Source organism: Methanobrevibacter sp. V14, from assembly GCF_963082475.1.
GTDB lineage: Archaea > Methanobacteriota > Methanobacteria > Methanobacteriales > Methanobacteriaceae > Methanocatella.
Map to the genome: position 1 here is coordinate 276,846 of NZ_CAUJAM010000006.1, position 20,683 is coordinate 297,528.

Annotated in this window: 24 protein-coding genes and 1 pseudogene; 23 read left to right on the forward strand and 2 right to left on the reverse strand. The window is 32.2% G+C overall.

Going from position 1 to position 20,683, the window contains the following annotated elements; translation table 11 throughout:
* Window positions 1–23: 23 nt before the first annotated feature.
* A complete protein-coding gene (locus tag Q9968_RS03385; protein ID WP_305513457.1) occupies window positions 24–1,199 on the reverse strand; it encodes a DUF515 domain-containing protein in 1,176 nt (391 codons plus the stop codon).
* A gap of 58 nt (window positions 1,200–1,257) precedes the next feature.
* On the reverse strand, window positions 1,258–1,953 hold the full coding sequence (locus Q9968_RS03390) for an archaetidylserine synthase (protein ID WP_305513459.1): 696 nt from the start codon (window positions 1,951–1,953) through the stop codon (window positions 1,258–1,260).
* 385 nt (window positions 1,954–2,338) lie between these two features.
* On the opposite strand from Q9968_RS03390, the gene Q9968_RS03395 reads away from it, so the two are divergent.
* From Q9968_RS03395 to Q9968_RS03505, 23 genes and pseudogenes are all read left to right on the forward strand, one after another.
* Complete coding sequence (locus Q9968_RS03395; protein WP_305513461.1) at window positions 2,339–2,977, forward strand: hypothetical protein; 639 nt, start codon at window positions 2,339–2,341, stop codon at window positions 2,975–2,977.
* Window positions 2,978–2,979: 2 nt separating this feature from the next.
* Window positions 2,980–4,053: a rod shape-determining protein gene (locus Q9968_RS03400; protein ID WP_305513463.1), complete on the forward strand. Its 1,074-nt coding sequence runs from the start codon at window positions 2,980–2,982 to the stop codon at window positions 4,051–4,053.
* Between the two features lie 46 nt (window positions 4,054–4,099).
* The gene (gene rnhB / locus Q9968_RS03405; protein WP_305513711.1) at window positions 4,100–4,714 is read left to right on the forward strand and encodes a ribonuclease HII; all 615 of its coding nucleotides are present in this window, start codon (window positions 4,100–4,102) and stop codon (window positions 4,712–4,714) included.
* Between the two features lie 136 nt (window positions 4,715–4,850).
* Window positions 4,851–5,690 carry a MotA/TolQ/ExbB proton channel family protein gene (locus Q9968_RS03410; protein WP_305513465.1) on the forward strand — a complete coding sequence of 280 codons (840 nt, stop codon included), beginning with the start codon at window positions 4,851–4,853 and terminating at the stop codon, window positions 5,688–5,690.
* Window positions 5,691–5,698: 8 nt separating this feature from the next.
* Window positions 5,699–6,112 (forward strand): biopolymer transporter ExbD, encoded by a 414-nt coding sequence (locus Q9968_RS03415; RefSeq protein WP_305513467.1) that lies wholly within the window; start codon window positions 5,699–5,701, stop codon window positions 6,110–6,112.
* A gap of 13 nt (window positions 6,113–6,125) precedes the next feature.
* Window positions 6,126–6,752, forward strand: coding sequence for an IMP cyclohydrolase (locus Q9968_RS03420; RefSeq protein ID WP_305513469.1), 627 nt, complete (start codon window positions 6,126–6,128; stop codon window positions 6,750–6,752).
* 26 nt (window positions 6,753–6,778) lie between these two features.
* A complete protein-coding gene (locus Q9968_RS03425; protein ID WP_305513474.1) occupies window positions 6,779–7,552 on the forward strand; it encodes a coenzyme F420-0:L-glutamate ligase in 774 nt (257 codons plus the stop codon).
* 8 nt (window positions 7,553–7,560) lie between these two features.
* Window positions 7,561–8,466 (forward strand): 2-phospho-L-lactate transferase, encoded by a 906-nt coding sequence (gene cofD / locus Q9968_RS03430; protein WP_305513476.1) that lies wholly within the window; start codon window positions 7,561–7,563, stop codon window positions 8,464–8,466.
* Window positions 8,467–8,483: 17 nt separating this feature from the next.
* Window positions 8,484–9,245, forward strand: a complete 762-nt coding sequence (locus tag Q9968_RS03435) for a GTP cyclohydrolase III (RefSeq protein ID WP_305513478.1) — start codon at window positions 8,484–8,486, stop codon at window positions 9,243–9,245.
* A gap of 31 nt (window positions 9,246–9,276) precedes the next feature.
* On the forward strand, window positions 9,277–9,987 hold the full coding sequence (locus Q9968_RS03440) for a tRNA-dihydrouridine synthase (RefSeq protein ID WP_342765943.1): 711 nt from the start codon (window positions 9,277–9,279) through the stop codon (window positions 9,985–9,987).
* 73 nt (window positions 9,988–10,060) lie between these two features.
* The gene (atwA, locus tag Q9968_RS03445; RefSeq protein ID WP_305513482.1) at window positions 10,061–11,659 is read left to right on the forward strand and encodes a methyl coenzyme M reductase system, component A2; all 1,599 of its coding nucleotides are present in this window, start codon (window positions 10,061–10,063) and stop codon (window positions 11,657–11,659) included.
* A gap of 199 nt (window positions 11,660–11,858) precedes the next feature.
* Window positions 11,859–13,349, forward strand: a complete 1,491-nt coding sequence (locus Q9968_RS03450) for an IS1182 family transposase (protein WP_305513484.1) — start codon at window positions 11,859–11,861, stop codon at window positions 13,347–13,349.
* A gap of 191 nt (window positions 13,350–13,540) precedes the next feature.
* Window positions 13,541–13,999, forward strand: coding sequence for a riboflavin synthase (ribC, locus tag Q9968_RS03455; protein ID WP_305513486.1), 459 nt, complete (start codon window positions 13,541–13,543; stop codon window positions 13,997–13,999).
* Between the two features lie 11 nt (window positions 14,000–14,010).
* Window positions 14,011–14,715 carry a glycosyltransferase family 2 protein gene (locus Q9968_RS03460; protein ID WP_305513488.1) on the forward strand — a complete coding sequence of 235 codons (705 nt, stop codon included), beginning with the start codon at window positions 14,011–14,013 and terminating at the stop codon, window positions 14,713–14,715.
* Between the two features lie 9 nt (window positions 14,716–14,724).
* A pseudogene (locus tag Q9968_RS03465) lies at window positions 14,725–15,074 on the forward strand (DUF2304 family protein).
* Window positions 15,074–15,745 (forward strand): (Fe-S)-binding protein, encoded by a 672-nt coding sequence (locus Q9968_RS03470; RefSeq protein WP_305513490.1) that lies wholly within the window; start codon window positions 15,074–15,076, stop codon window positions 15,743–15,745. The pseudogene Q9968_RS03465 and the gene Q9968_RS03470 overlap by 1 nt, the downstream one beginning before the upstream one ends.
* Window positions 15,732–16,925 carry an LUD domain-containing protein gene (locus Q9968_RS03475; protein WP_305513492.1) on the forward strand — a complete coding sequence of 398 codons (1,194 nt, stop codon included), beginning with the start codon at window positions 15,732–15,734 and terminating at the stop codon, window positions 16,923–16,925. Before Q9968_RS03470 ends, Q9968_RS03475 begins: the two co-directional genes overlap by 14 nt.
* A gap of 122 nt (window positions 16,926–17,047) precedes the next feature.
* On the forward strand, window positions 17,048–17,761 hold the full coding sequence (locus tag Q9968_RS03480) for a (5-formylfuran-3-yl)methyl phosphate synthase (protein ID WP_305513494.1): 714 nt from the start codon (window positions 17,048–17,050) through the stop codon (window positions 17,759–17,761).
* A gap of 14 nt (window positions 17,762–17,775) precedes the next feature.
* The gene (guaB, locus tag Q9968_RS03485) at window positions 17,776–19,260 is read left to right on the forward strand and encodes an IMP dehydrogenase (protein ID WP_305513496.1); all 1,485 of its coding nucleotides are present in this window, start codon (window positions 17,776–17,778) and stop codon (window positions 19,258–19,260) included.
* Between the two features lie 222 nt (window positions 19,261–19,482).
* Window positions 19,483–19,752 (forward strand): 50S ribosomal protein L37Ae, encoded by a 270-nt coding sequence (gene rpl37A / locus Q9968_RS03490; protein ID WP_292874571.1) that lies wholly within the window; start codon window positions 19,483–19,485, stop codon window positions 19,750–19,752.
* 3 nt (window positions 19,753–19,755) lie between these two features.
* Entirely contained in the window at window positions 19,756–19,887 is a 132-nt protein-coding gene (locus tag Q9968_RS03495) for a DNA-directed RNA polymerase subunit P (RefSeq protein WP_292608962.1), read from the forward strand.
* 42 nt (window positions 19,888–19,929) lie between these two features.
* The gene (locus Q9968_RS03500; protein ID WP_305513503.1) at window positions 19,930–20,415 is read left to right on the forward strand and encodes a Brix domain-containing protein; all 486 of its coding nucleotides are present in this window, start codon (window positions 19,930–19,932) and stop codon (window positions 20,413–20,415) included.
* Entirely contained in the window at window positions 20,408–20,674 is a 267-nt protein-coding gene (locus tag Q9968_RS03505; RefSeq protein ID WP_305513505.1) for a KEOPS complex subunit Pcc1, read from the forward strand. The genes Q9968_RS03500 and Q9968_RS03505 overlap by 8 nt, the downstream gene beginning before the upstream one ends.
* Window positions 20,675–20,683: the final 9 nt, after the last annotated feature.

A 20,683-nucleotide genomic window follows, 5' to 3' on the forward strand; every position in this document is an offset into this window, starting at 1 on the left:
TAGTATCTCATATAATACTTTTTTTAATTATTATATGTTGAGTTGATTTCAGATACCATCCAATCAGGTGCTTCTGATGTAGGTATCGTCAATATTATATTGTCCATATTTTTCAGGACATAATTAACTTTATCTTGCGGTGTTTCTATTAAAAGCATATATTGGGCATCCAAATCACCTAAATTAATTTCTCGCTCGTAATTAGATAATTTAACCCCATAATCTTTAAGCATTTTAAGGGTCTGTTTTTCATCATAACCTTTGACAATTGCACCTTTTATCATTTCCAACACATCTGATGAGAAACGTTTAGTATTTTCTTTTGGATTGGTATTGTTTCCTTCAACATTCATATTTGATTTTGAGTATTCAGCATCAATTTCCCCATTTTCCTCATATCTCATTATAGATAAAACAGTGCATCCGCTTATTTCAGGAGTGGTGTTGGTGCTTGTGTAATTTTCATCAGTTGAATTGTTACTTGTATAGATGTCTACAACACTGCCTTCTCTAACAAGTCCGGCTCCTGCCTGAAGTCTTGAAACTAAAATGGGGACGGATACAGTATTCGGTTCTTCAAATTTAATTCTTGAAAGAATTGTTGCATCATTTTCGCTAATGATTTCCATAGCTTCTGATGCTGGAATAATTGTGCTTTTACTTTCATTTTCATAAATGGCCATTGTTCTGTTATATTTGTCCATGTTCGAGTTAACTGATTTTTCATGATAGGATTGCCAGTCTTTTGTTGCTGGAGTCAGTATATTTATTACTTGAATTTCCTCGGCTGTGTTAGCGTCGTTTATTTTTTCTTCTAGCATCATGGCATTTGGAGATGTGGTCAAAGCCCCTGAATACAAATCATGGAGTTCATTTAGTTTTGTTGTTTTTGCGATAGATAACTCTTCTTGGGCAGGTTCATATATTATGAAATAATAAGCCGAAATAATCAATGTTAAAAAAATCATTGTTGTTATGATTATTCCAATTTTCCTTTTTCTTTCATTATCACTTATGTCAACGGAATTTGGGGTCAAATAAACTCCTAGCTTATGATTTAATTTTTTTAAAGGAGATAACTCATCTTTTTCTTCTTTTTCTTCAGGCTTTGGAAACTCTTGTGAAATTTGGGTTTTTAATTCTTGAGTTTGTCTGAAACCTTTGGGATATAATGGATCTCTTGGTTTTTCATCTTTCATTTTAGATACTCCTTTTAATTGTTAGATGGTTAATTTAATTATTAGGAGTACTGTGGTATTATCTTTTAATTAAATTAATTATTAGGTAATGTAGACAAAATAGGAGTAACAATAATCCTGCCATGTTAATGTTATATATTGTTAGGTTAATTGGAAGAATTAATAATATAATTAATATAACCGATATTCCAATTAATGGGATATTGTCAAATTTAGGATATCTGATATTACTAATCATTAGTAATGAGACAAGAATACTTAAAATTAATGCTGAAACAGGATTAAATATTCCACTAAGGTATAATGTAGCTATTATAAAGGACATACATGGTATTGGCAAACCAATGAAATCATCAGTTTCAATTTTTCCTGCAATTACATTATATCTTGTTAATCTTAAAACTCCGCAGACAACTATTAATAAACTAACAAGTATTACAATTGTTTGAAAAATGCCATGGGCAGGGTTAATGCAGCTAAAAATAAATATTGCCGGAGCAATTCCAAAGGAAATTACATCTGATAGTGAATCAATATTCTTTCCGAAGTCTAGGTCATCTTGCCTATTTCTTTTTCTTGCTACCCAACCATCTACTGAGTCAAACATGATAGCAATTATCATAAGGATTGCGGATAATTCAAAATTATTGTTAATTGAGCAGATAATTGATAGAAATCCTGAACTCATATTTAACAATGAGATTATATCCGACATTGCTATGAAACTTTCAATTTCTGTGTTTATGCTATCCATATTTTAACTCCAATAATACTTTTATTTTTATTTCTTATTAATCTATTCTTGGATTCAATCTCAATTTTACTTAAATTTTATTATAATTATTTCAACAAGTTATTTCATAGTGATAATATGGTATTGTTGGTTATATTTTTATTTTGCATTGTTAAATAATTTGTTTTTAAATTTTAGATTTTCTTTTAAAATTTCAATGACTTAAAGATAAAATATATATAATAATATTTTTAATAAATATTAATTGTTAGACTTTAAATAATAGCAATAAATTTCATTATTTACGCATTGGATTAGGATATTATTTTTCAAATTTAATAGTTATAAGTTAAATTTATTGTTTATTTTAATAAAGAAGTTATATTAATGAATTGTGAGTAGTTAAATGATTGAAGATAATATACGTGTTCTCAGGCAAGCCGCAAGAATTTCGTCAGACGGAAACTCAAAAATTGAAAAAGACTGGTGTGTTATTGCAGGTAATGTTGGATTGATTGATGATATGGCATATAAAGCCATAGCTTCTAATCATAAAGTTAAAATATTATTCAGAGAACATGTAATTCTTAATGAAGGCAAGCTTGATAAAAAATTTGATTTTATCATGCTTTATGGAAATTCTTTAATCCTTAACGATTTTAAGAATGACACTCAAAAATGTGGTGGGGCGTTTATTCATATTGCAAGAGATTATTTGTCTCAAGAACCAAACTTGATGGTGCTTGTCGGGCCTGATGATGTAATTAGGGACTCTGTATCCAAAATTGAAAAATCAAAGATTCCTGTTGCAATAATTAAAGAATCTCAAACTACCAGTTTCATTGATATTGATTTTAACAGTGATGTTAAATTGCCAAACTTTATTAAGTCTGCTCTTAAACCATTTTATAATGCAAATGAAATTGTTCTATCAACAATTTTGCTTTCTGTTGAAAAAGATGGTGATGTTGGGAAAGTTCAAAGTATAGCTACATCTAATAGAATTTTCGTTATAGATTTCAGAGACATTGTAACGGAGGATTAATCATGAATATTTTTGGAAATGAAGATGAAGAACCACAAACTGAAAACACTAAAGTCATTAGTAACAGTTTAGGAATTGATTTAGGAACTTTAAATACTGTAATTGCAAAACCGTCAGGGGATAAATTTGATTTATACCAGATTCCTTCTGTTGTTGCAGTAAAAAAAGATGATCCTGCTGAAGTTTTAGCTGTCGGTGAAGAAGCTAAAAAAATGTTGGGAAGAACTCCTGAAGATATTCTTGCAGTAAGACCATTAAAAAAAGGAGTCATTGAAAACGTTGTACAGGCACAGGCATTACTCATTAAAGCAATGCAGATAGGTATTAATGAAGGTGAAACTATAGGAAGAATCGTCATTGGCATTCCTGGTGATGCATCTGAAGTAGAAAAAAACGCTGCTGAAGAGATTGGAAGAAAAGCAGGTGCACAAAATATCTTAGTAATCAGTGAAGGATTGGCTGCGGCCATTGGTGCAGGTTTGCCTATAGCAGAACCAAATGGTACTATGGTTGTGGATATTGGTGCTGGTTCAACTGATATTGTAATTATTTCTCTTGGCGGAATTAATGATATTGAAACCGTAAGATGTGGTGGAGACGATATTGATAATAAAATCGTTGAACTTGTAGCAGAAAAATACGATGTAGCAATTGGTATTCATGATGCGGAATCTGCTAAAATGGAAGTTGGCATGGTGCATTGTTCCGAACAACTTGAAAACTTAAGTGTGGAAATAATTGGTAAATCATTAGAAACCAATCGTCCTAAAAAAGTAGTCATTGATTCTATGCTTGTTGCAGATGCAGTAGAACCTTTCATGCAACAAATTGTTGATGGTTTAAATGTTATTTTAGAAAGGCTGTCTCCTGAATTGATGATGGGTGTTTATAACAATTCTGTTGCTGTTGGTGGAAGTTCAAGACTTCGTGGATTAAAAGAAAGAATCTTTGATGAAATTGCCATACCTATAGAAATTTCCGAAGATCCAATGACTGTTGTAGCAAAAGGAACTGCAATCGTAGCAGCCGAACCTTTAGCGTTAGAACCTGAAGTCCGTCTTAGGGCTATGAAATAAATTTATTTTATTTCACTTCTTTTTTTATTATTTTTTTTTGATTTATATGGATATTTTAGGTATTGATGAAGCTGGAAGGGGGTCTGTTTTAGGTCCTATGGTTATTGCGGGAGTTATTGTTCCTGAAAAAATGGAAAAAGTCCTTGAAAGAATGGGGGTTAAAGATTCAAAAAAACTAGCTCCTCATCGCCGCACTATTTTGTCCCGTAAATTAAAGAAAATGTTTGAATATGACATTATTGTAATTACTGCTAGTGAAATTGATGAAATGCGAGCAGAAGGTATTAATCTTAATGAAATTGAAAAGAATGCAATGGAAGACTTGATTCTAAGATTAAAACCTGAAAAAGCTATTGTTGATGCTGTTGATGTAAAAGCTGAGAGATTTCAAGAAAATTTATGCAAAGATACGGGATTCAATGTCATTGCTGAACATAAAGCTGATGATAATTATATTCAGGTAAGTGCAGCATCCATTATTGCAAAAGCTGAAAGGGATGACCAGATAGCTGAGATTAATGAGGAATTTATTAAATCTGGAGGAATCGGTTCCGGGTATCCATCTGACCCAACTACAAAAAAATTCTTAACTAACTATACTTATGATGAAATGCCTGACTTTGTTAGGTTGTCCTGGAATACCGTCGCTAAAATGAAATGATTTAAGTGCACAACTTAATCGGAAAATAATTTACCACACAAGTTTTCGAGAAGTCCTTTTTTAAATAATTTTAAGTATGTGTATTAATAAAAGTATTTTCATAAATAATTTTAATAGATAATTTATAGGGATAAAAATGATTGTTGAATATATTATGCCTTTTATTGATGGGATAATGGATATTTTCGCTCAGGGAGGAATTATCACTTATATAATTCTTTTTGTGGGCATTTATGGTTTTCTTATTTCATTGAGAAAAATTGCATATCTTAGAAAAATAAGTAAAGTTGATACAACTGAAATTTTCGGTGTTGTAACAGCATCTATGGAAAGAGGAGGTGCTGTTGAAGCTTTAAAACAAATTAACGGTTTTAAAAATCCTATTTCTAGAATTATTTCTGAAACTTTAAAGATTGGTTATAAAAATAAAACTGAAGTTGAAGAAAGTATGGAGCAAATATTCATTGTTGAATTAGCTAAAATGACTAAAGGTTTAAGCACAATTAAAACAATTACTGAACTCGCTCCGTTTTTAGGTTTGATCGGTACAGTTATTGGTATTTGGATGACCTTTAAATCTTTAGGCGTTCATCCTGATTCTGCAGCGATGGCGGAAGGTATTTATGTAGCTTTAACGACTACTATCATGGGTCTTTTAGTGGCTATTGTGTTATTGCCATTATATACCTATATTCAAGGTCTTATTGAATCTGAAATGGATAAAATTGAACTTGCTACAAAAATGACCAACTGGGGATATGCAGTAGTAAAAGTTAGAGTGGATTCTAATGTGGAATGTGCACTTGAAGCACTACAGGAAGCTGATGGTGTTGTAAATACCAGACTGATTTCAGACCCTTATGCCAATATTAAAGTTTCTTTTAAACCAAGCATGTTGGATAAAAGTATTGTGAATATTATTTTAGAGAAATGTAATGTCACTGCTGAAATTACTGAAAGTAAACTAAGACAATAGGTGATTAGATGGCTCTTGATGTAAGAAAACATAAAAAGAAATTTTTAGAACAAAAGCCAAGTATCAATTTAGTTCCATTTATTGATATTCTATTTACTATAATGATTTTTTTAGTAGTTACTAGTAATTTTTCAGCTACAGGTGTTCAAGCAGATGTCACTGACCAAGCTGATGATAGTGGGGGGAAGCTTAATGTCACTGATGTTTCTGGAGATCAGGAATATTATGTTATGCCAGTGGCCAATCTACATAAAGTGACTGTTAATGGTCAGGACCGTTCTGATGCGATTGCTGGAAGTTCGGTAGGTGTGCATGCTAATGTCATTGACAAAGGACAGGTTATTATTAAACCTGGTGAAATTGTCATTAAGACACCGCCTGGAGTATCAGCAAATCAGGCTGTTCAACGTCCTGAACTTTAAATGGAGAGAAAAAATGTATAATGGGAGAATTTTATCAATAGGGATGAATGGTGATGGCAAACCTTTTGCAGCATACAGGGTATCAAGTAGGTCATTTCCAAATAGGAAATGTTTAAAATCTGATGATAGGGTAGCTGTTGTCCCGATAGAAGGTTTTGAAAAGGATATCTATAAGAATACTTATATTTCATATAATAGTATTCGTATAGTGGGAGATATGGCTGTTGTGTCTAATGGTTCTCATACTGATGTTATTGCAGATAAGATTGCTTTAGGAATGGGAATTAAGGATGCATTGGCTTATTCCTTACTAACTATGGATTATGAAAAAGATGATTATAATACTCCAAGGATAGCAGCTGTTGTTACCTCAACTACTGAAAAAGAGGATTATGCATGTTATGTTGGTATTGTTAGTGATAAAAAACTATTAGTTGAAGAAGTATCATATGGTGAGGCGGTATTCATTTCAACTTATGGCAATCAATTGCCTGACAAGGTTGATTTTGAAGAGGGTACTTCTAGTGGCGCTGCAAAGTATATTTTTGATGAAGGTGCTTTTGCAAATTATGAGAAACCGGTCACTTCTTGTGCTACCGTTTTTGATGGAGAATGGACTCTGGATGTCTATAATCCATAATTTTTCTTTTTTTAATTTTTTTTTAGATGATTATTATGAGTATTGAATTATTTGGCTTAGAAAATATTCCTATTATTGATGGGGAATGTAACATTTCTCAGATTATTAAAGAGGCTATTGAAAAACAGGGATGTAGGTTAAATCATGGAGATATTGTTTTAATTGCTGAAACATTAATCTCTAAAGCTGAAGAAAACTTCATCAGACTGGATGATTTAATCCCATCCGAATTTGCAATTAGACTTGCAAACGATTCTGGTAAAGATCCACGTTTGGTTGAAGCTATTTTAAATGAATCTAAAGAAGTTGTCCGTATCGGGCATAATTTCATTATAACTGAAACAAAACACGGTTTTGTATGTGCAAATGCAGGCATTGATGAGTCTAATGTCGGAATTGGATTGGCCACTCCAATGCCAAAGGATGCGGATAAATCTGCACAAGCAATTCGTGAATTTTTAGAAAATGAATTCGATGAAGAAATTGCAGTTATAATCACTGATACTCAAGGAAGAGCATTTAGATTTGGAGCCATTGGTACTACAGTAGGTTGTTCTGGAATTTCACCTATTTGGAAACGTGTTGGTGAAAAGGATTTATATGGCAGGGAACTGGAAACAACTGAAATCGCTATCTGTGATGAATTGGCATCTGCCGCTTCTCTTATTATGGGGCAGGCTGATGAAGGACTTCCAGTTGTTATTATACGGGGATTTAGTAGTTTTGATACTTTGAGGAATACTGACTCAAATGTTAAGTCTGTTTTAATGCCTAAAAAAGCAGATGTTTTTAGAAAATAGGGATTGTTATGATTACTGTTTTATCTGGAGGAACTGGAACTCCTAAATTATTACAAGGTCTAAAAGAAATTGTTGACCCAAGGGAGCTAACAATTATTGTAAATACTTTGGAAAACAATTATTTTTCCGGTGTTTATGTTTCTGCCGATATTGACACGGTTTTATACACTATGGCTGACATGATTAATGAAGAAGTTTGGTATGGTGTTAAAGATGATACCTTCATTACTCATGAAAGGCTCAAAGAGCTAGGTCATGATGAATTGCTTAGAATTGGAGATATAGACCGTGCAACCAAAATACAAAAGACTCAGTTGATGAATGAATATGGTCTTTGTAAAGCATGTGAAATTCAGGCTAAAAATATGGGCATTAAATCCAAAATCATTCCTATGAGTGAACAGCATTCCAATATTAAAATTATTTCAGATATCGGGGACTTGGAATTTCATGATTTTTTAATCAAGCATCAGTCAAACCCGGAGGTTTTGGATATCCAATTTTCCGAGGTCGCACCAAGTGAAGGGGTTGTAGATGCAATTAAAAATTCTGATGCAGTAATCATCGGACCGTCTAATCCAATCACTTCAATTTTACCAATATTATCTCTTGAAGGTGTTCGTGACGCTTTAAAAGACACTTACGTTGTTGCGGTTTCACCAATTATCGGTTATGGAGCAGTTTCAGGTCCAGCCAGTAAATTCATGAGGGCTTTAAACATTGAAGTTTCAGCTATGGGTGTAGTATCATTATATAAAAATTTTTTAGACAATATTGTAATTGATAATGAAGATGAACAATTATTATTACAATTAAATCAAATAGTTAATAAGGTAACAATTACAAATACAGTAATGAATAATTTAGGCGTTAAGAAAAATCTGGCACAAATTATTATAGATAGTATTCCTTAATAAGAGGCGATTATCAAATGATACAAATGACTTTAATACAAATAGACAATTATGGGCCTTGGACTGTAACTCCAAAGCCAAGAACTGAATCCGATCTACAAATGCTACAAGCAAATTTGTTTGCAGACTTGAATAGTCATTTTGGAAACAAAAAAGGTTTAGTTTTCTTTACAAGATTTGATAACTTACTTGCGGTTTCAAACGGTTTGGATGAAGAAGACCACTTAAGAATTCAAAGGTCTATTAGAAACAGATATCCAATTACTATAAGTATGGGTGTTGGATCTGCTGAAACTCCTCATGAAGCCCAAAAATTAGCTACTATTGCTCTTCAAAATGCAGGCAGTGCCCAATCAGGAAAAAGAAAAGAAATTTTAGCTATTGATAGTTTAGTTGATGAAAAGGATAGTTTTGTTCAAGCAGCTCATATTGATATTAATAGTGTCACAGAAACCTTAACTGATATTGAATCTGCTTTTGATACAAGTTTCATTGTTAATAAAGCTCAACATTATTTAATGACTAAATTGATTAAAAAAGGAGCATTATTATTCTTCATTGGAGGAGATAACTTCATGGCTCCGTGTAATGGATTATCTGAAAAAGATATAGAAGAGATAATGATTGAAATCGATGAAGAAATTGGCATTAAACTTAAAGCTGGAATAGGCAGAGGTAAAAATGCTGAAGATGCCGCTTATATGGCGGACATTGGTCTTGAAGAAATAAGGGCTCATAATAATGGAATGTGGACTTGGGTAGTCGAAAAAGAATATTGAGGAAATTGTCATGATGAAAGTAGTTGCTCCGATGGCGGGAATAACTGATTCAGAATTTTTAAATAAGGTTATTCCATATGGTTTTGATGTGGCTACTTTAGGGGGGTATAGTTTAGATACGCCCACCATCGAAGCAAGTAGAAAAATCATCGAAAGGGGACGGAATGAATTTTATTTCCCTTTAAATGAAATTTTTACCCATATTGAAAATGAGGTCAAATCAATTAAAAAAGCGCATGCTAATGTAAAAGTCTCAGCTAATGTACGATCAACAACTCCGCAACCGATTATTGATGTTGGAAATATTAAGAATTTGGATATTATTGAAATCAATTGTCATTGTCGTCAAAATGAAATTTTAGCCATTGGTTGTGGTCAAGAAATGTTATTTCGCCCAGATTTGTCTGATTTTATTTCCAATGTTGTTGATAATGTAAAAAGTGAGGTTTCAGTTAAAATCAGAGCTAATGTTGAAGGAACTGATACAATAAGGTTAGCCAATATCATTGAAGAGAGTGGCGTTAATTATTTGCATATTGATGCAATGAAAAAAGGATTTTTCGAAGCTGACTGGGAACTTTTACAAGAAATTTGTAATGCTGTTAATATTAAGGTTATTGGAAATAATTCTGTAAATTCAAATGAAAATCTTTTAAAGATGGTTGATACTGGAGTTGATGGCTTTTCAATAGCTCGTTCACTTATTTCTGGAAATTTAGATTTTAATATTGCTGATTTTTAAAATATTTAAAACAATTGTTATTAGAAAGTGTTATTAATAATTTAGAATAAAAATTAATACAATAGGTGATTTAATGGATTTTATAACTCTTAAGAATATTACAAAAAGTTTTGACGGAGTGGATGTTCTTAAAGATATCAATTTAAAGATTAATGAAGGAGAGACTTTAGGTATATTGGGACGTAGTGGAAGTGGAAAATCAGTTTTAATTAATATGCTTCGGGGAACCAAGGAATACAAGCCAGATGCAGGTAATATTATAATAAATATTGCCGTTTGTCCAGAATGTCTGGCGGTTGAATCACCGGTTCATGTAGGTGAAAAATGTAGTTGTGGAGCTACATATGAAGCTAAAGAAGTTGATTTTTTCAATGCTGAAAGGAAATTATTCGCAAGTATTAAAAGAAGAATTTCAATCATGTTACAACGTAACTTTGCATTATATGATGAGGAATCTGTTATTGAAAATGTTATGAGGGCAATGCCTGATGATGTTGAGTATGAAGAATCGTTATATGCTGCTTTAGAATTGTTAGAAATGGTTCAAATGAACCATAGAATTACTCATATTGCTCGTGATTTAAGTGGGGGGGAAAAACAGAGAGTTGTACTTGCAAGACAATTAGCTAAAAATCCAATGATGTTTTTAGCAGATGAACCGACAGGTACACTGGATCCTCAAACTGCAGTTAAACTTCATAACACTTTGAAAACCGGTGTTAAAGACAAGGGAATTACAATGTTAATTACTTCCCATTGGCCTGAAGTAATGACAGAACTTGCAGATAATGTTATCTGGTTGGAAGCAGGTCAAATCAAAGAAGAAGGTGAACCTGAAGTTGTTGTGAATCACTTTCTGGAAACTGTTCCGATTCCTAAAAAACCAGAAATTCCAGAGTTCGGCGAACCAGAAGTGGTTCTGGAAGATGTTAAAAAACATTATTACTCTATTGAACGTGGAGTTGTTAAAGCCGTTGATGGTGTTAGTTTAACCATTAATAAAGAAGAAATCTACGGAATTGTTGGTTTAAGTGGTTCTGGTAAAACCACCACTACTAGAATGTTAATGGGTTTAACTGAACCAAGCAGTGGTGAAATCAAAATCAAACTTGGTGATGAATGGATTGACATGACAAAAGTAGGTCCTCTTAACCGTGGACGTATCATGCCTTATATTGGTTTATTGCATCAGGAATATTCATTATATCCTCACAGAACAATTTTAGGTAACTTGACTGATGCTATTAGTTTAGATTTGCCTGCTGAGTTCGGTAAGATTAAAGCTATTCATGCATTGACTACAGTTGGCTTTACAGATGATGTTGCTGTAAATATTTTAGACAAATATCCTGACCAACTAAGTGTGGGTGAAAGACATAGGGTTGCTCTTGCACAAGTTTTAATTAAAGAACCTAAACTCATTGTTTTAGATGAACCAACAGGCACTATGGATCCTGTTACAAGAGTCATTGTCACAGATTCTATCTTAAAAGCACGTACTGAATTAGAACAAACATTCATCATCATTTCTCACGATATGGATTTTGTTTTAGATGTTTGTGATAGGGCTTCTTTAATGAGGGGTGGAAAGCTTCTTGATGAAGGAACTCCTGAAGAAATCGTTGAACAATTAACTCCTGATGAAAAAGAGGATATGCTTAAAGATAAATAATCTTCTTATTCATTTAATCTTTTTTTTATTACTTGAGGATGTGACACGAAGTCACAATTTTTTCTAATTTTAATTGACTAATTTTCCTTTAATTTTATATACTATGAAGTACAATCTTTTATTATAGATATTAATATTTATGGTTGTTTTATTCATGGTTTTAAAAGATGATAATATAAATCAGACTATGTTGGTCCCTATGGACTTGCGAAATTTGATTCCTGAAGATCATCCTTGCTATTTTATTAAAAATGTGGTTGATTTAATTGATTGTTCGAAAGCAAACCAGGAATTTCGTGGAAAGCCTGGTGAATTTGCTTATCCTCGAGAATTATTGCTCAGGCTCATTTTAATGAGCGTATTTGATGGAGGATTGTCTTCAAGAGAAATAGAAAGAAAAACAAGAACTGACATTGCATATATGTATCTTGCAGCAATGGAAAAACCATCCTATCGGACAATTGCGCGATTTAAAGTCGATTATGCTGATTTAATCGACGAAGCATTCAAAACAACCATCAAAATTGCAAAGGAAAATGATTTAATAAAAATCCATCATTTGAGCTTGGATGGAACTAAAATCAAAGCAAAAACATCAATTAATAAATTAACTGATGAAAACCAAATTAAAATCATGAAAGAACACCTTGAAAAAAGTATTGAACTTGATCAGCAAGAAGATGATGAACTCGGAGATGAATCTGGAAATTCAGTTCCAGAATCATTAACAGACAAAGAAAAATTCAAAGAAACAGTAAAAGAAATTCAAGAATCTTCTAAAAATAATAGAAACAAAGATAAATTGCGTTCTTCAAGTTTAAATCTTTTAAAACAAGCAGAAAAAAATCCAGAAAAAGTTTTAAAAAAACTCAATGAACTCGAAGAAAAAGTAAAAGAATCACCAAAAGATGTAATCAGCATTAACGACCCTGATGCTCGCTTGATGATGAATAAAAAAGGCAAATGGGAATGGGATTACAATGCACAAATCATTGTGGATGAATACAAAGGAATAATCCTATCTTCATACATTACACAAAATCCAACAGACCATTTCGAGCTTATTCCATCAATAGAACAATTAGAAAACAATTTAACTGGAATCTATGATGAATTGCCTTCCAATTTCCAATTCAGTGCTGATAATGGATATTCAACTGATGAAAACACAACCTATCTTGAAGAAAAAGGCTTAGAAGGATACATATCCACCAGAAAACTCTCAAGAAAAGAAAAGAAATATAATCTGTGGGAAAAACCATTCCAAAAAGACAATTTCTGCTACGATGCAGAAATTGAAACCTACATCTGTCCTTTGGGAGAAATTTTATATCGAAGACGAACATATGAATACAAAAACAAACAAAGAATAACTTATTGGACTAATGAATGTAAAAACTGTGTTATGAAAGAAATCTGCTGCAAAAAAAAGAATTACAGAACAATTCAAGACTATGGCAACCCTTCCAAGATTAGAATGCAACGGAAAATGGAAACAGAATGGGCACAAAAAATCTACAAAAAACGATCAAAAACAGCAGAATTACCATTTGCACACATAAAACAAAACATGAAACTCCATGAATTCACAACAACCGGAATAAAAAACACAAATACAGAATTCAAATTATATACAATCGGACACAACCTAAAAAGAATATACAACGAAATAAACACTAAAAACAACTAAAAATAAGAAAAAATATAAAAAATCTAAAAACACAAAATTCAATTAAAAATTTTGCGTCACATCCTCAATAAGATTTTTTTCATAATTATACTTCCTAAATTATTACTCCAAGTAATATTTCATAATACTTTTTTATTTTAATTAAACATTTATATTATTAGAAACATAATTTTTTTATAAGGTGAATTTACATGAGGATTGGAATTTGTGATACAACATTTGCTCGTTTTGACATGGCTTCTGCAGCTATTGACGAGTTAAAAAAGAATGCTTATGATTTAAAAATAATTCGTAAAACCGTTCCGGGAGTTAAAGACTTGCCGGTCACTGCTAAAATCCTCATTGAAGAGGAAAACTGTGATGTAGTATTGGCTCTTGGAATGCCTGGGCCAATGGAGAAAGATAAGATGTGTGCTCATGAAGCATCGACAGGTTTAATTAACGCACAGCTTATGACAAATACTCATATATTAGAGGTATTTGTCCATGAAGATGAAGAAGAAGACTCAGTTGAACTTGCTAAACTTGCAGAAAATAGAGCACGTGAACATGCTCAAAATTTAATTAAAATGATGTATCATAGAAAAGCAATGAGAAAAGAAGCAGGTAGGGGAATACGTGAAGGAAAAGAGGATGCTGGTCCATTATAAATAGGTGTAAGATGAATTTTGAAATTTCCGATGAAGATAAACATTCAACTTATGTTATTCTTCCAGCATATAATGAGGCAACGAGAATTCAACCGGTCATTGAAGAAATTGCTAAAAAAGGATATAAAATGATCATTGTTAATGATGGTTCTCTAGACAATACATTAGAGGTAGTTAGGGAATCCCAAAGGAAATATCCTAAAAATATTTACATATTCTCCCACATTATCAATCGTGGTGTTGGGGTGGCAATGCAGACAGGTTTTGATGCAGTTTTAAGATATAATCCAAAATTCATTGTTAATATGGATTCGGATGGTCAACATTCAGCCGATGATTTAGAAAATGTTTTAGAGCCATTAATAACTGGTAGGGCTCAAGCCGTAATTGGAGTTAGGCCTCTTAAGGACATGCCTTTAAGTAGAAATATTGCCAATGCTATAATGAATTTGTTAACAAAAATATTTTATAAAGTAGATGTAAGTGACTCACAAACTGGTTTTCGAGCATTGACAATTGAAACTTTAAGAAAAATTAATATTAATGCTAGAGGATATCTTATTTCATCAGAATTCATCCGTGAAGTTAATGATAATGATATTCCATTTGTAGAAGTTCCTATTCAAACAATCTACACTCCGGAAACTCAAGCAAAAGGAACAAATATTAAAGAAGCATTTAAAATATTGCTTCAAATGATTAGACATCAATTTTAAGGTGATTAAATGTTATTATATTCAATATTATTCCCAATAATTTCAGTTATTGCTATTGTTTGGTTTTTAATTAGATATTTAAAGGAAAAACAATCTTTGCTTACAACTGTATTGTGGACTAGTTTATGGCTGTTTGTTATTTTATTTTCAATTTTCCCAAATTTTAGTGAGAAATTTGCAAACCTATTTGGTATAACCGTGGTTTGGATTTTATCATCATTGTTGTCTTTGTAGTGTTGTTTTACATAATCTTTAGATTATTTAATAAAATTGACAAATTACAGGATGATACAAATAAGATAGTAAAAGAGATAGCTCTTTCAAATGAAATATCTCTTGATGATAAAGAGGATGAATAATGCTTTATTTTAGAGGTTGTACTGCAAGAGAAAAACAGACAGATATTTCAAAAGCAACAGAGAAATTATTAAATCTCGCAGGTGTTGGCTATCATATTCTAGAAGATGAAAATTGTTGTGGGTCAGTCTTGCTAAGGACAGGTTTTTTAAAAGAAGCACAGGAACAAATTGAAAAGAATACAGAATGTCTAAAGGATGAAAAAATCATAGCATCTTGTGCAGGTTGTTATAAAACACTAAAAGAAGACTATGAAGGTTTGGATGTTATTCACATTTCACAATTATTGTCTCACTTAATCAAAGAAGGCAAATTTGATTTTAAAAAAAGCGATTTGGATGTTACTTATCATGATTCATGTCATTTGGGTCGTCATATGAATGTTTTTGATGAACCTAGAGAGGTCATTGAAAATGTAGCCAATTTGGTTGAAATGGAAAATATTCGTGAAAATAGTTTATGTTGCGGTGCTGGAGGTGGTGTAAAATCAGCATATCCCGAAATTGCAGCACAAATGGCAAAATCAAGAATTGCTCAAGCTAAAGATACTGATTGCAATGTCTTAATAACTCCTTGTCCGTTTTGCAAACTAAACTTAAAAAACGAAGGGATGGAAGTACTTGATTTAACTGAATTTTTAGTAAAATATGGGGGGTTAGATGAAATCCAATGAACTTGAAACTATGAGAAAATCATTTAACACAGTTAAAAATAGATCAAACTCTATTAAGGATTCGCCCTCCTCTAAAAGACTGATTAAACTGGTCCAGAAAGTTAAAAAGTATTCAATTGAACATAAAAATGAGTTATTTGATGAGATTTGCAAATCATTTAGGCGTAACGATATTGATGTGAAATTTGCAAAAAACTCAAAGGATGCATTAAGTTATATTGATGATTTACTTAATGAGTATGATGCTAAAGTAATTGCTAAGGCAAAATCAAATACATTAGGTGAAATTAATCTTAAAGATCATTTGAATATTGAGGTTATTGAAACTGACCTTGGAGACAGGATCCTGCAGCTTAAAAAAACCGATAATAAACCAGTTCATCCGACAGGGCCGGCTTCACATTTGAATGTACGTGAAATTGCTAAGATTGTCAATGGTTCTCTAGATGCCAATGTTCATGAGAATCCTCGTGAAATTATGGAATTTGTTAGAATTGATGTTCTAAAACGCCTTGAAAATGCAAGGGTAGGTATAAGTGGAGCTAATGCAATTGCTGCCGAAGAAGGTTCTATTGTAATGGCTCACAATGAAGGTAATATTTCAATTGTGTCTCTAAAAGATTTGCATATAATTGTAGTTGGAATTGATAAAATAGTGCCGACATTGGAGGATGCTATTTCTGTTGTAAAACTGGAAGCACTGTTTGCAACAGGAAATTATGTCACTTCATATATGAATGTAATTTCAGGACCATCAAAAACGGCAGATATTGAGAAAAAACTCCTAAAAAATATGTATGGTGCTGAAAGAGTTGTAGTTATTCTTTTAGATAATGGTAGAAGCGAAGCAATCGAAGAATGTTTATATTGCATTGGATGTGGAAATTGCATTGTTCACTGTCCAGTATATAATTCCGTTGGAAACGAATTTGGATTTAACAATTACTTAGGTGGCCGTGGTGTTGCGATGTCTAAATTTATTGAAGATGATGAAACTTGTTTTAACTCAGGACTTTATATGTGCACTTTATGTGGATTGTGCACTTTAAATTGTCCATTGAGCATTCCTACAAATGAAATACTTGAAAATATGAGAAAATTGTCTACTGATATTGGATTTTACCCTAAAGCTCATGGTAAAATTAAAGACAATGTTAGCCAAAATAATTCCCCATATTAGTTATTTTATTATTAATTTTGCCAAACACTCTATTTTATTAAAAATTTCTAATAAAACAATAGTATTTATAAATAATAAAGGAATAATATTATTATATTATAATATAATATTGGAGGAAATACATGCTTCTATTAATTAGTCCTATAAATCGTGAAGAAGCTCTTGAATCTATTGAAGGTGGAGCAGATATTGTTGATGTGAAAAATCCTAAAGAAGGATCTCTTGGTGCTAATTTCACATGGGTGATTCCCGAAATAAGAGAATTGACTCCTGAAGATAAGCTAGTTAGTGCTACTCTAGGAGATGTGCCTTACAAGCCAGGTACAGTTTCACTTGCAGCAATGGGCGCACATGTTTCAGGAGCAGACTATATTAAAGTAGGTTTATATGGGACAAAAGACCATGATGAAGCAGTTGAAGTCATGGAAAACGTTGTAAAAACTGTAAAAGATGTTAGAGAAGATACTATTATTGTAGCAGCAGGTTATGCTGATGCTCACCGTGTAGGTGCAGTTGACCCTATGGAAATACCAAAAGTAGCAAATGATGCAGGTTGTGACCTTGCAATGCTTGACACTGCTGTTAAAGACGGTCATTCTTTATTTGATTATTTGGATTTAGATCAACTCAAAGAGTTTGTATACGAAGCTCACAGTTATGATTTGTTAACTGCACTTGCAGGTTCTGTTAAAAAAGACCAATTGAAACCATTATATGATCTTGGTTGTGATGTGGTTGGTATTAGAGGAGCCGCTTGTGTTGGTGGTGACAGAAATACTGGTAAAATCCACCATACTGCCGTAGCTGAGCTTAAAGAATTAATTGATTCATTTTAAGTAGGTGTTATATTATGTCATTTTCTAAAAAAGTACAAGAAGCTAGAATGTCTTACACTTTTGACGATTTTCTTTTAACTCCTAATGCAAGCTATGTTGAACCAAAAGATATTGATACTAAAATTGAATTAGGAAATGGAATCAAGTTAAATATTCCAATTTTAAGTGCTGCTATGGATACTGTTACTGAAGCAGATCTTGCAATAGCCATGGCACAGGAAGGCGGGGTAGGTGTAATTCACAGAAACATCACACTTGAAAGACAGGTTGAAGAGGTTAAAAAAGTCAAATGTGCTGAAGATTTAACTATTCGTGATGTTGTAACTATTACTCAAGATTCAACTATTGCTGATGTTCAGGCAAAAATGCAAGATGAACTTATCAGTGGCCTGCCGGTTGTTGACGGTGATGAAATCATAGGCATTATCTCTAAAAGAGATATCAGGCCTGTTTTAAAATCAGAACCTGATAAGACGGTTAAAGATATCATGACTTCAGAGGTTGTAACTGTTGAAGAAGGGGTTACTGCCGAAGAGGCTTTGAATATTGCTTATGATAATAAAGTTGAAAGATTGCCTGTTCTTCGTGATGGTAAATTAGTTGGGATTATTACTATTAAAGATATTTTAAACAGATCCCAATATCCTAATGCATCAAGAGACGATAATGGTGATTTTTTAGTTGCCGCTGCCTGCGGTCCATTTGACTTAGACCGGGCAATGGCACTTGACCAAGCTGGTGCGGATATTATTTCAATTGATTGTGCTCATGCTCATAATATGAATGTAGTTAAATTTACGGAGACTATTAAAGATAATATTGATGCTGAATTATGTGTAGGTAACATTGCAACTGCAGAAGCTGCAGAGGACTTAATATCAATGGGTGTTGATGCACTTAAAGTAGGTATTGGTCCCGGTTCAATGTGCACCACCCGTATTGTTGCAGGTGTTGGTGTACCGCAATTAACTGCAATTTCAGATGTTGCTGATGCAGCAGCTGAATCAGGCATTCCAATTATTGCTGATGGAGGTATTAGATATTCTGGTGATGTTGCAAAAGCAATTGGTGCCGGTGCAGATGCTGTAATGCTTGGAAACTTACTTGCAGCTTCATACGAAGCTCCAGGTGATATTGTTGTTATGAATGGTAAACAATACAAAAAATACCGTGGAATGGGTTCAATGGGTGCAATGACCAGTGAATTTGATGGTGGGGCAGATAGATACTTCCAAGGACAAAAAAGTAAAATGAACCATACTAAATATGTCCCAGAAGGAATTGAAGGAGCTGTACCATATAAAGGAACTGTTTCTGAAATATTATTCCAATTAGTAGGTGGTTTAAAATCATCTATGGGTTATTGTGGTGCTGAAAATATTAAAACAATGCAGGAAAAAGCAAACTTTGTTAGAATTACAAGCAGTGGTATAAAAGAATCTCATCCACATGACTTATTAATTACTAATGAAAGTCCTAATTATCCAACACTTGACTAGTTGGATATTATTTTGAATTTTTTTGATGGGAAGTTTGGAATTGACAAAAAGATTTATAGGTAATTATTTTTTTCATCAAAAAATTAATTTTTTACTTAATATGCTATTTTTAAGCAAACATTTAAATATTAGTTAATCTAATATTGTAATATTAGATAGTTTTATGATTATTTTATATAATCAATTTATTTTAAATTATAATTCATTACGGAGAGAATATAAATGGCAAGAACTAAAAAAGTGGGTATTACAGGTAGGTTCGGTGCAAGATACGGAAGAAAAGCTAAAAGATCTGTTAAAATCATTGAAGAAAACATGAAAAAAAATCATGTTTGTCCTAAATGTGATAGGCCATATGTAAAAAGACAAGCTGCTGGAATTTGGAAATGCAGAAAATGTGGTGCAGTATTCACTGGTGGAGCTTATGTTCCTCAAACCCCTATGGCAAAATCTGCAGCACGCAGTATTAGAGATATTAAAGTGGAGGAATAGGCCTTGTATAGGTGTCCACGTTGTGGAGCAGAAGTAGACCATAAAAGCTACATGGAAAATAAATGTCCTAAATGCAGATATAGGATTTTATTTAAAAATGTTCCAGAAACCACAAGAGTTATAAAAGCAAGATAATACCTTTGCTTTTACTAAATTTTTTTACTATTTTTGATTTAAATGTTAATATCAACTTCTAGAAAACCTTCTCAAAAAACTAGAAAGTTTTGTAAAAACTTAGCATATGCTACAGATTCAACCTCAGTTAATAGAGGTAAAATGAATATGCGTGAGTTATTGTTAAAGACAATAGAAGTAGATGAATATAACTTAGCTGTTGTTAATGAGATTAAAGGAAATCCTAGTAGAATTTCTTTTTATTCAAATAAAGGTGAATTATTACTTACGATTCTTATTGGTGTAACATTAGCTAAAGAAAAATCAAATATTGCACCATCTAAATTAAAATTAGTGTCTGAAGTTAAAGAACTCGATGTTTTAAGTGAAATTTTAGACTTAGATTTAGTAGACAAAGCAGAAGATAATTATATTTTAGTTTCTAAAAGCGATGATTCAGTAGCTAGAATTCATTTCATTAATAAGTTTGGAGATAAACGTGAATTCCAAATTAATGTTAAAAAGATTTTAGAGGTCACAAATGATTGATGAAAGTCCTCTGGAACATGTGAAAAGTAATATAGCTGTTGAATTTGAAAGTAGCAATCAAGCTGAAATTATTTATGATGCAATAATTTTAGAATTTGAAACTGCTCCGGATTTTAGATCATCCATGACAATTGAGTTAGATGGATCTAATATTATGATTAATATTGATGCAGATGATTCTACTTCATTTAGAGCTTCTGTTAACTCGGCAATTAAGTGGATTAAATTAGCATTAGAAATAAATACTTTAACAGATTAATTTTATATA

Excerpts from the sequence above, each read along its gene's own strand:
- Q9968_RS03385 (WP_305513457.1), bottom strand. The coding sequence starts at position 1,199 with ATGAAAGATGAAAAACCAAGAGATCCATTATATCCCAAAGGTTTCAGA.
- Q9968_RS03390 (WP_305513459.1), bottom strand. The coding sequence starts at position 1,953 with ATGGATAGCATAAACACAGAAATTGAAAGTTTCATAGCAATGTCGGAT.
- Q9968_RS03395 (WP_305513461.1), top strand. The coding sequence starts at position 2,339 with ATGATTGAAGATAATATACGTGTTCTCAGGCAAGCCGCAAGAATTTCG.
- Q9968_RS03400 (WP_305513463.1), top strand. The coding sequence starts at position 2,980 with ATGAATATTTTTGGAAATGAAGATGAAGAACCACAAACTGAAAACACT.
- rnhB (WP_305513711.1), top strand. The coding sequence starts at position 4,100 with ATGGATATTTTAGGTATTGATGAAGCTGGAAGGGGGTCTGTTTTAGGT.
- Q9968_RS03410 (WP_305513465.1), top strand. The coding sequence starts at position 4,851 with ATGATTGTTGAATATATTATGCCTTTTATTGATGGGATAATGGATATT.
- Q9968_RS03415 (WP_305513467.1), top strand. The coding sequence starts at position 5,699 with ATGGCTCTTGATGTAAGAAAACATAAAAAGAAATTTTTAGAACAAAAG.
- Q9968_RS03420 (WP_305513469.1), top strand. The coding sequence starts at position 6,126 with ATGTATAATGGGAGAATTTTATCAATAGGGATGAATGGTGATGGCAAA.
- Q9968_RS03425 (WP_305513474.1), top strand. The coding sequence starts at position 6,779 with ATGATTATTATGAGTATTGAATTATTTGGCTTAGAAAATATTCCTATT.
- cofD (WP_305513476.1), top strand. The coding sequence starts at position 7,561 with ATGATTACTGTTTTATCTGGAGGAACTGGAACTCCTAAATTATTACAA.
- Q9968_RS03435 (WP_305513478.1), top strand. The coding sequence starts at position 8,484 with ATGATACAAATGACTTTAATACAAATAGACAATTATGGGCCTTGGACT.
- Q9968_RS03440 (WP_342765943.1), top strand. The coding sequence starts at position 9,277 with ATGGCGGGAATAACTGATTCAGAATTTTTAAATAAGGTTATTCCATAT.
- atwA (WP_305513482.1), top strand. The coding sequence starts at position 10,061 with ATGGATTTTATAACTCTTAAGAATATTACAAAAAGTTTTGACGGAGTG.
- Q9968_RS03450 (WP_305513484.1), top strand. The coding sequence starts at position 11,859 with ATGGACTTGCGAAATTTGATTCCTGAAGATCATCCTTGCTATTTTATT.
- ribC (WP_305513486.1), top strand. The coding sequence starts at position 13,541 with ATGAGGATTGGAATTTGTGATACAACATTTGCTCGTTTTGACATGGCT.
- Q9968_RS03460 (WP_305513488.1), top strand. The coding sequence starts at position 14,011 with ATGAATTTTGAAATTTCCGATGAAGATAAACATTCAACTTATGTTATT.
- Q9968_RS03470 (WP_305513490.1), top strand. The coding sequence starts at position 15,074 with ATGCTTTATTTTAGAGGTTGTACTGCAAGAGAAAAACAGACAGATATT.
- Q9968_RS03475 (WP_305513492.1), top strand. The coding sequence starts at position 15,732 with ATGAAATCCAATGAACTTGAAACTATGAGAAAATCATTTAACACAGTT.
- Q9968_RS03480 (WP_305513494.1), top strand. The coding sequence starts at position 17,048 with ATGCTTCTATTAATTAGTCCTATAAATCGTGAAGAAGCTCTTGAATCT.
- guaB (WP_305513496.1), top strand. The coding sequence starts at position 17,776 with ATGTCATTTTCTAAAAAAGTACAAGAAGCTAGAATGTCTTACACTTTT.
- rpl37A (WP_292874571.1), top strand. The coding sequence starts at position 19,483 with ATGGCAAGAACTAAAAAAGTGGGTATTACAGGTAGGTTCGGTGCAAGA.
- Q9968_RS03500 (WP_305513503.1), top strand. The coding sequence starts at position 19,930 with ATGTTAATATCAACTTCTAGAAAACCTTCTCAAAAAACTAGAAAGTTT.
- Q9968_RS03505 (WP_305513505.1), top strand. The coding sequence starts at position 20,408 with ATGATTGATGAAAGTCCTCTGGAACATGTGAAAAGTAATATAGCTGTT.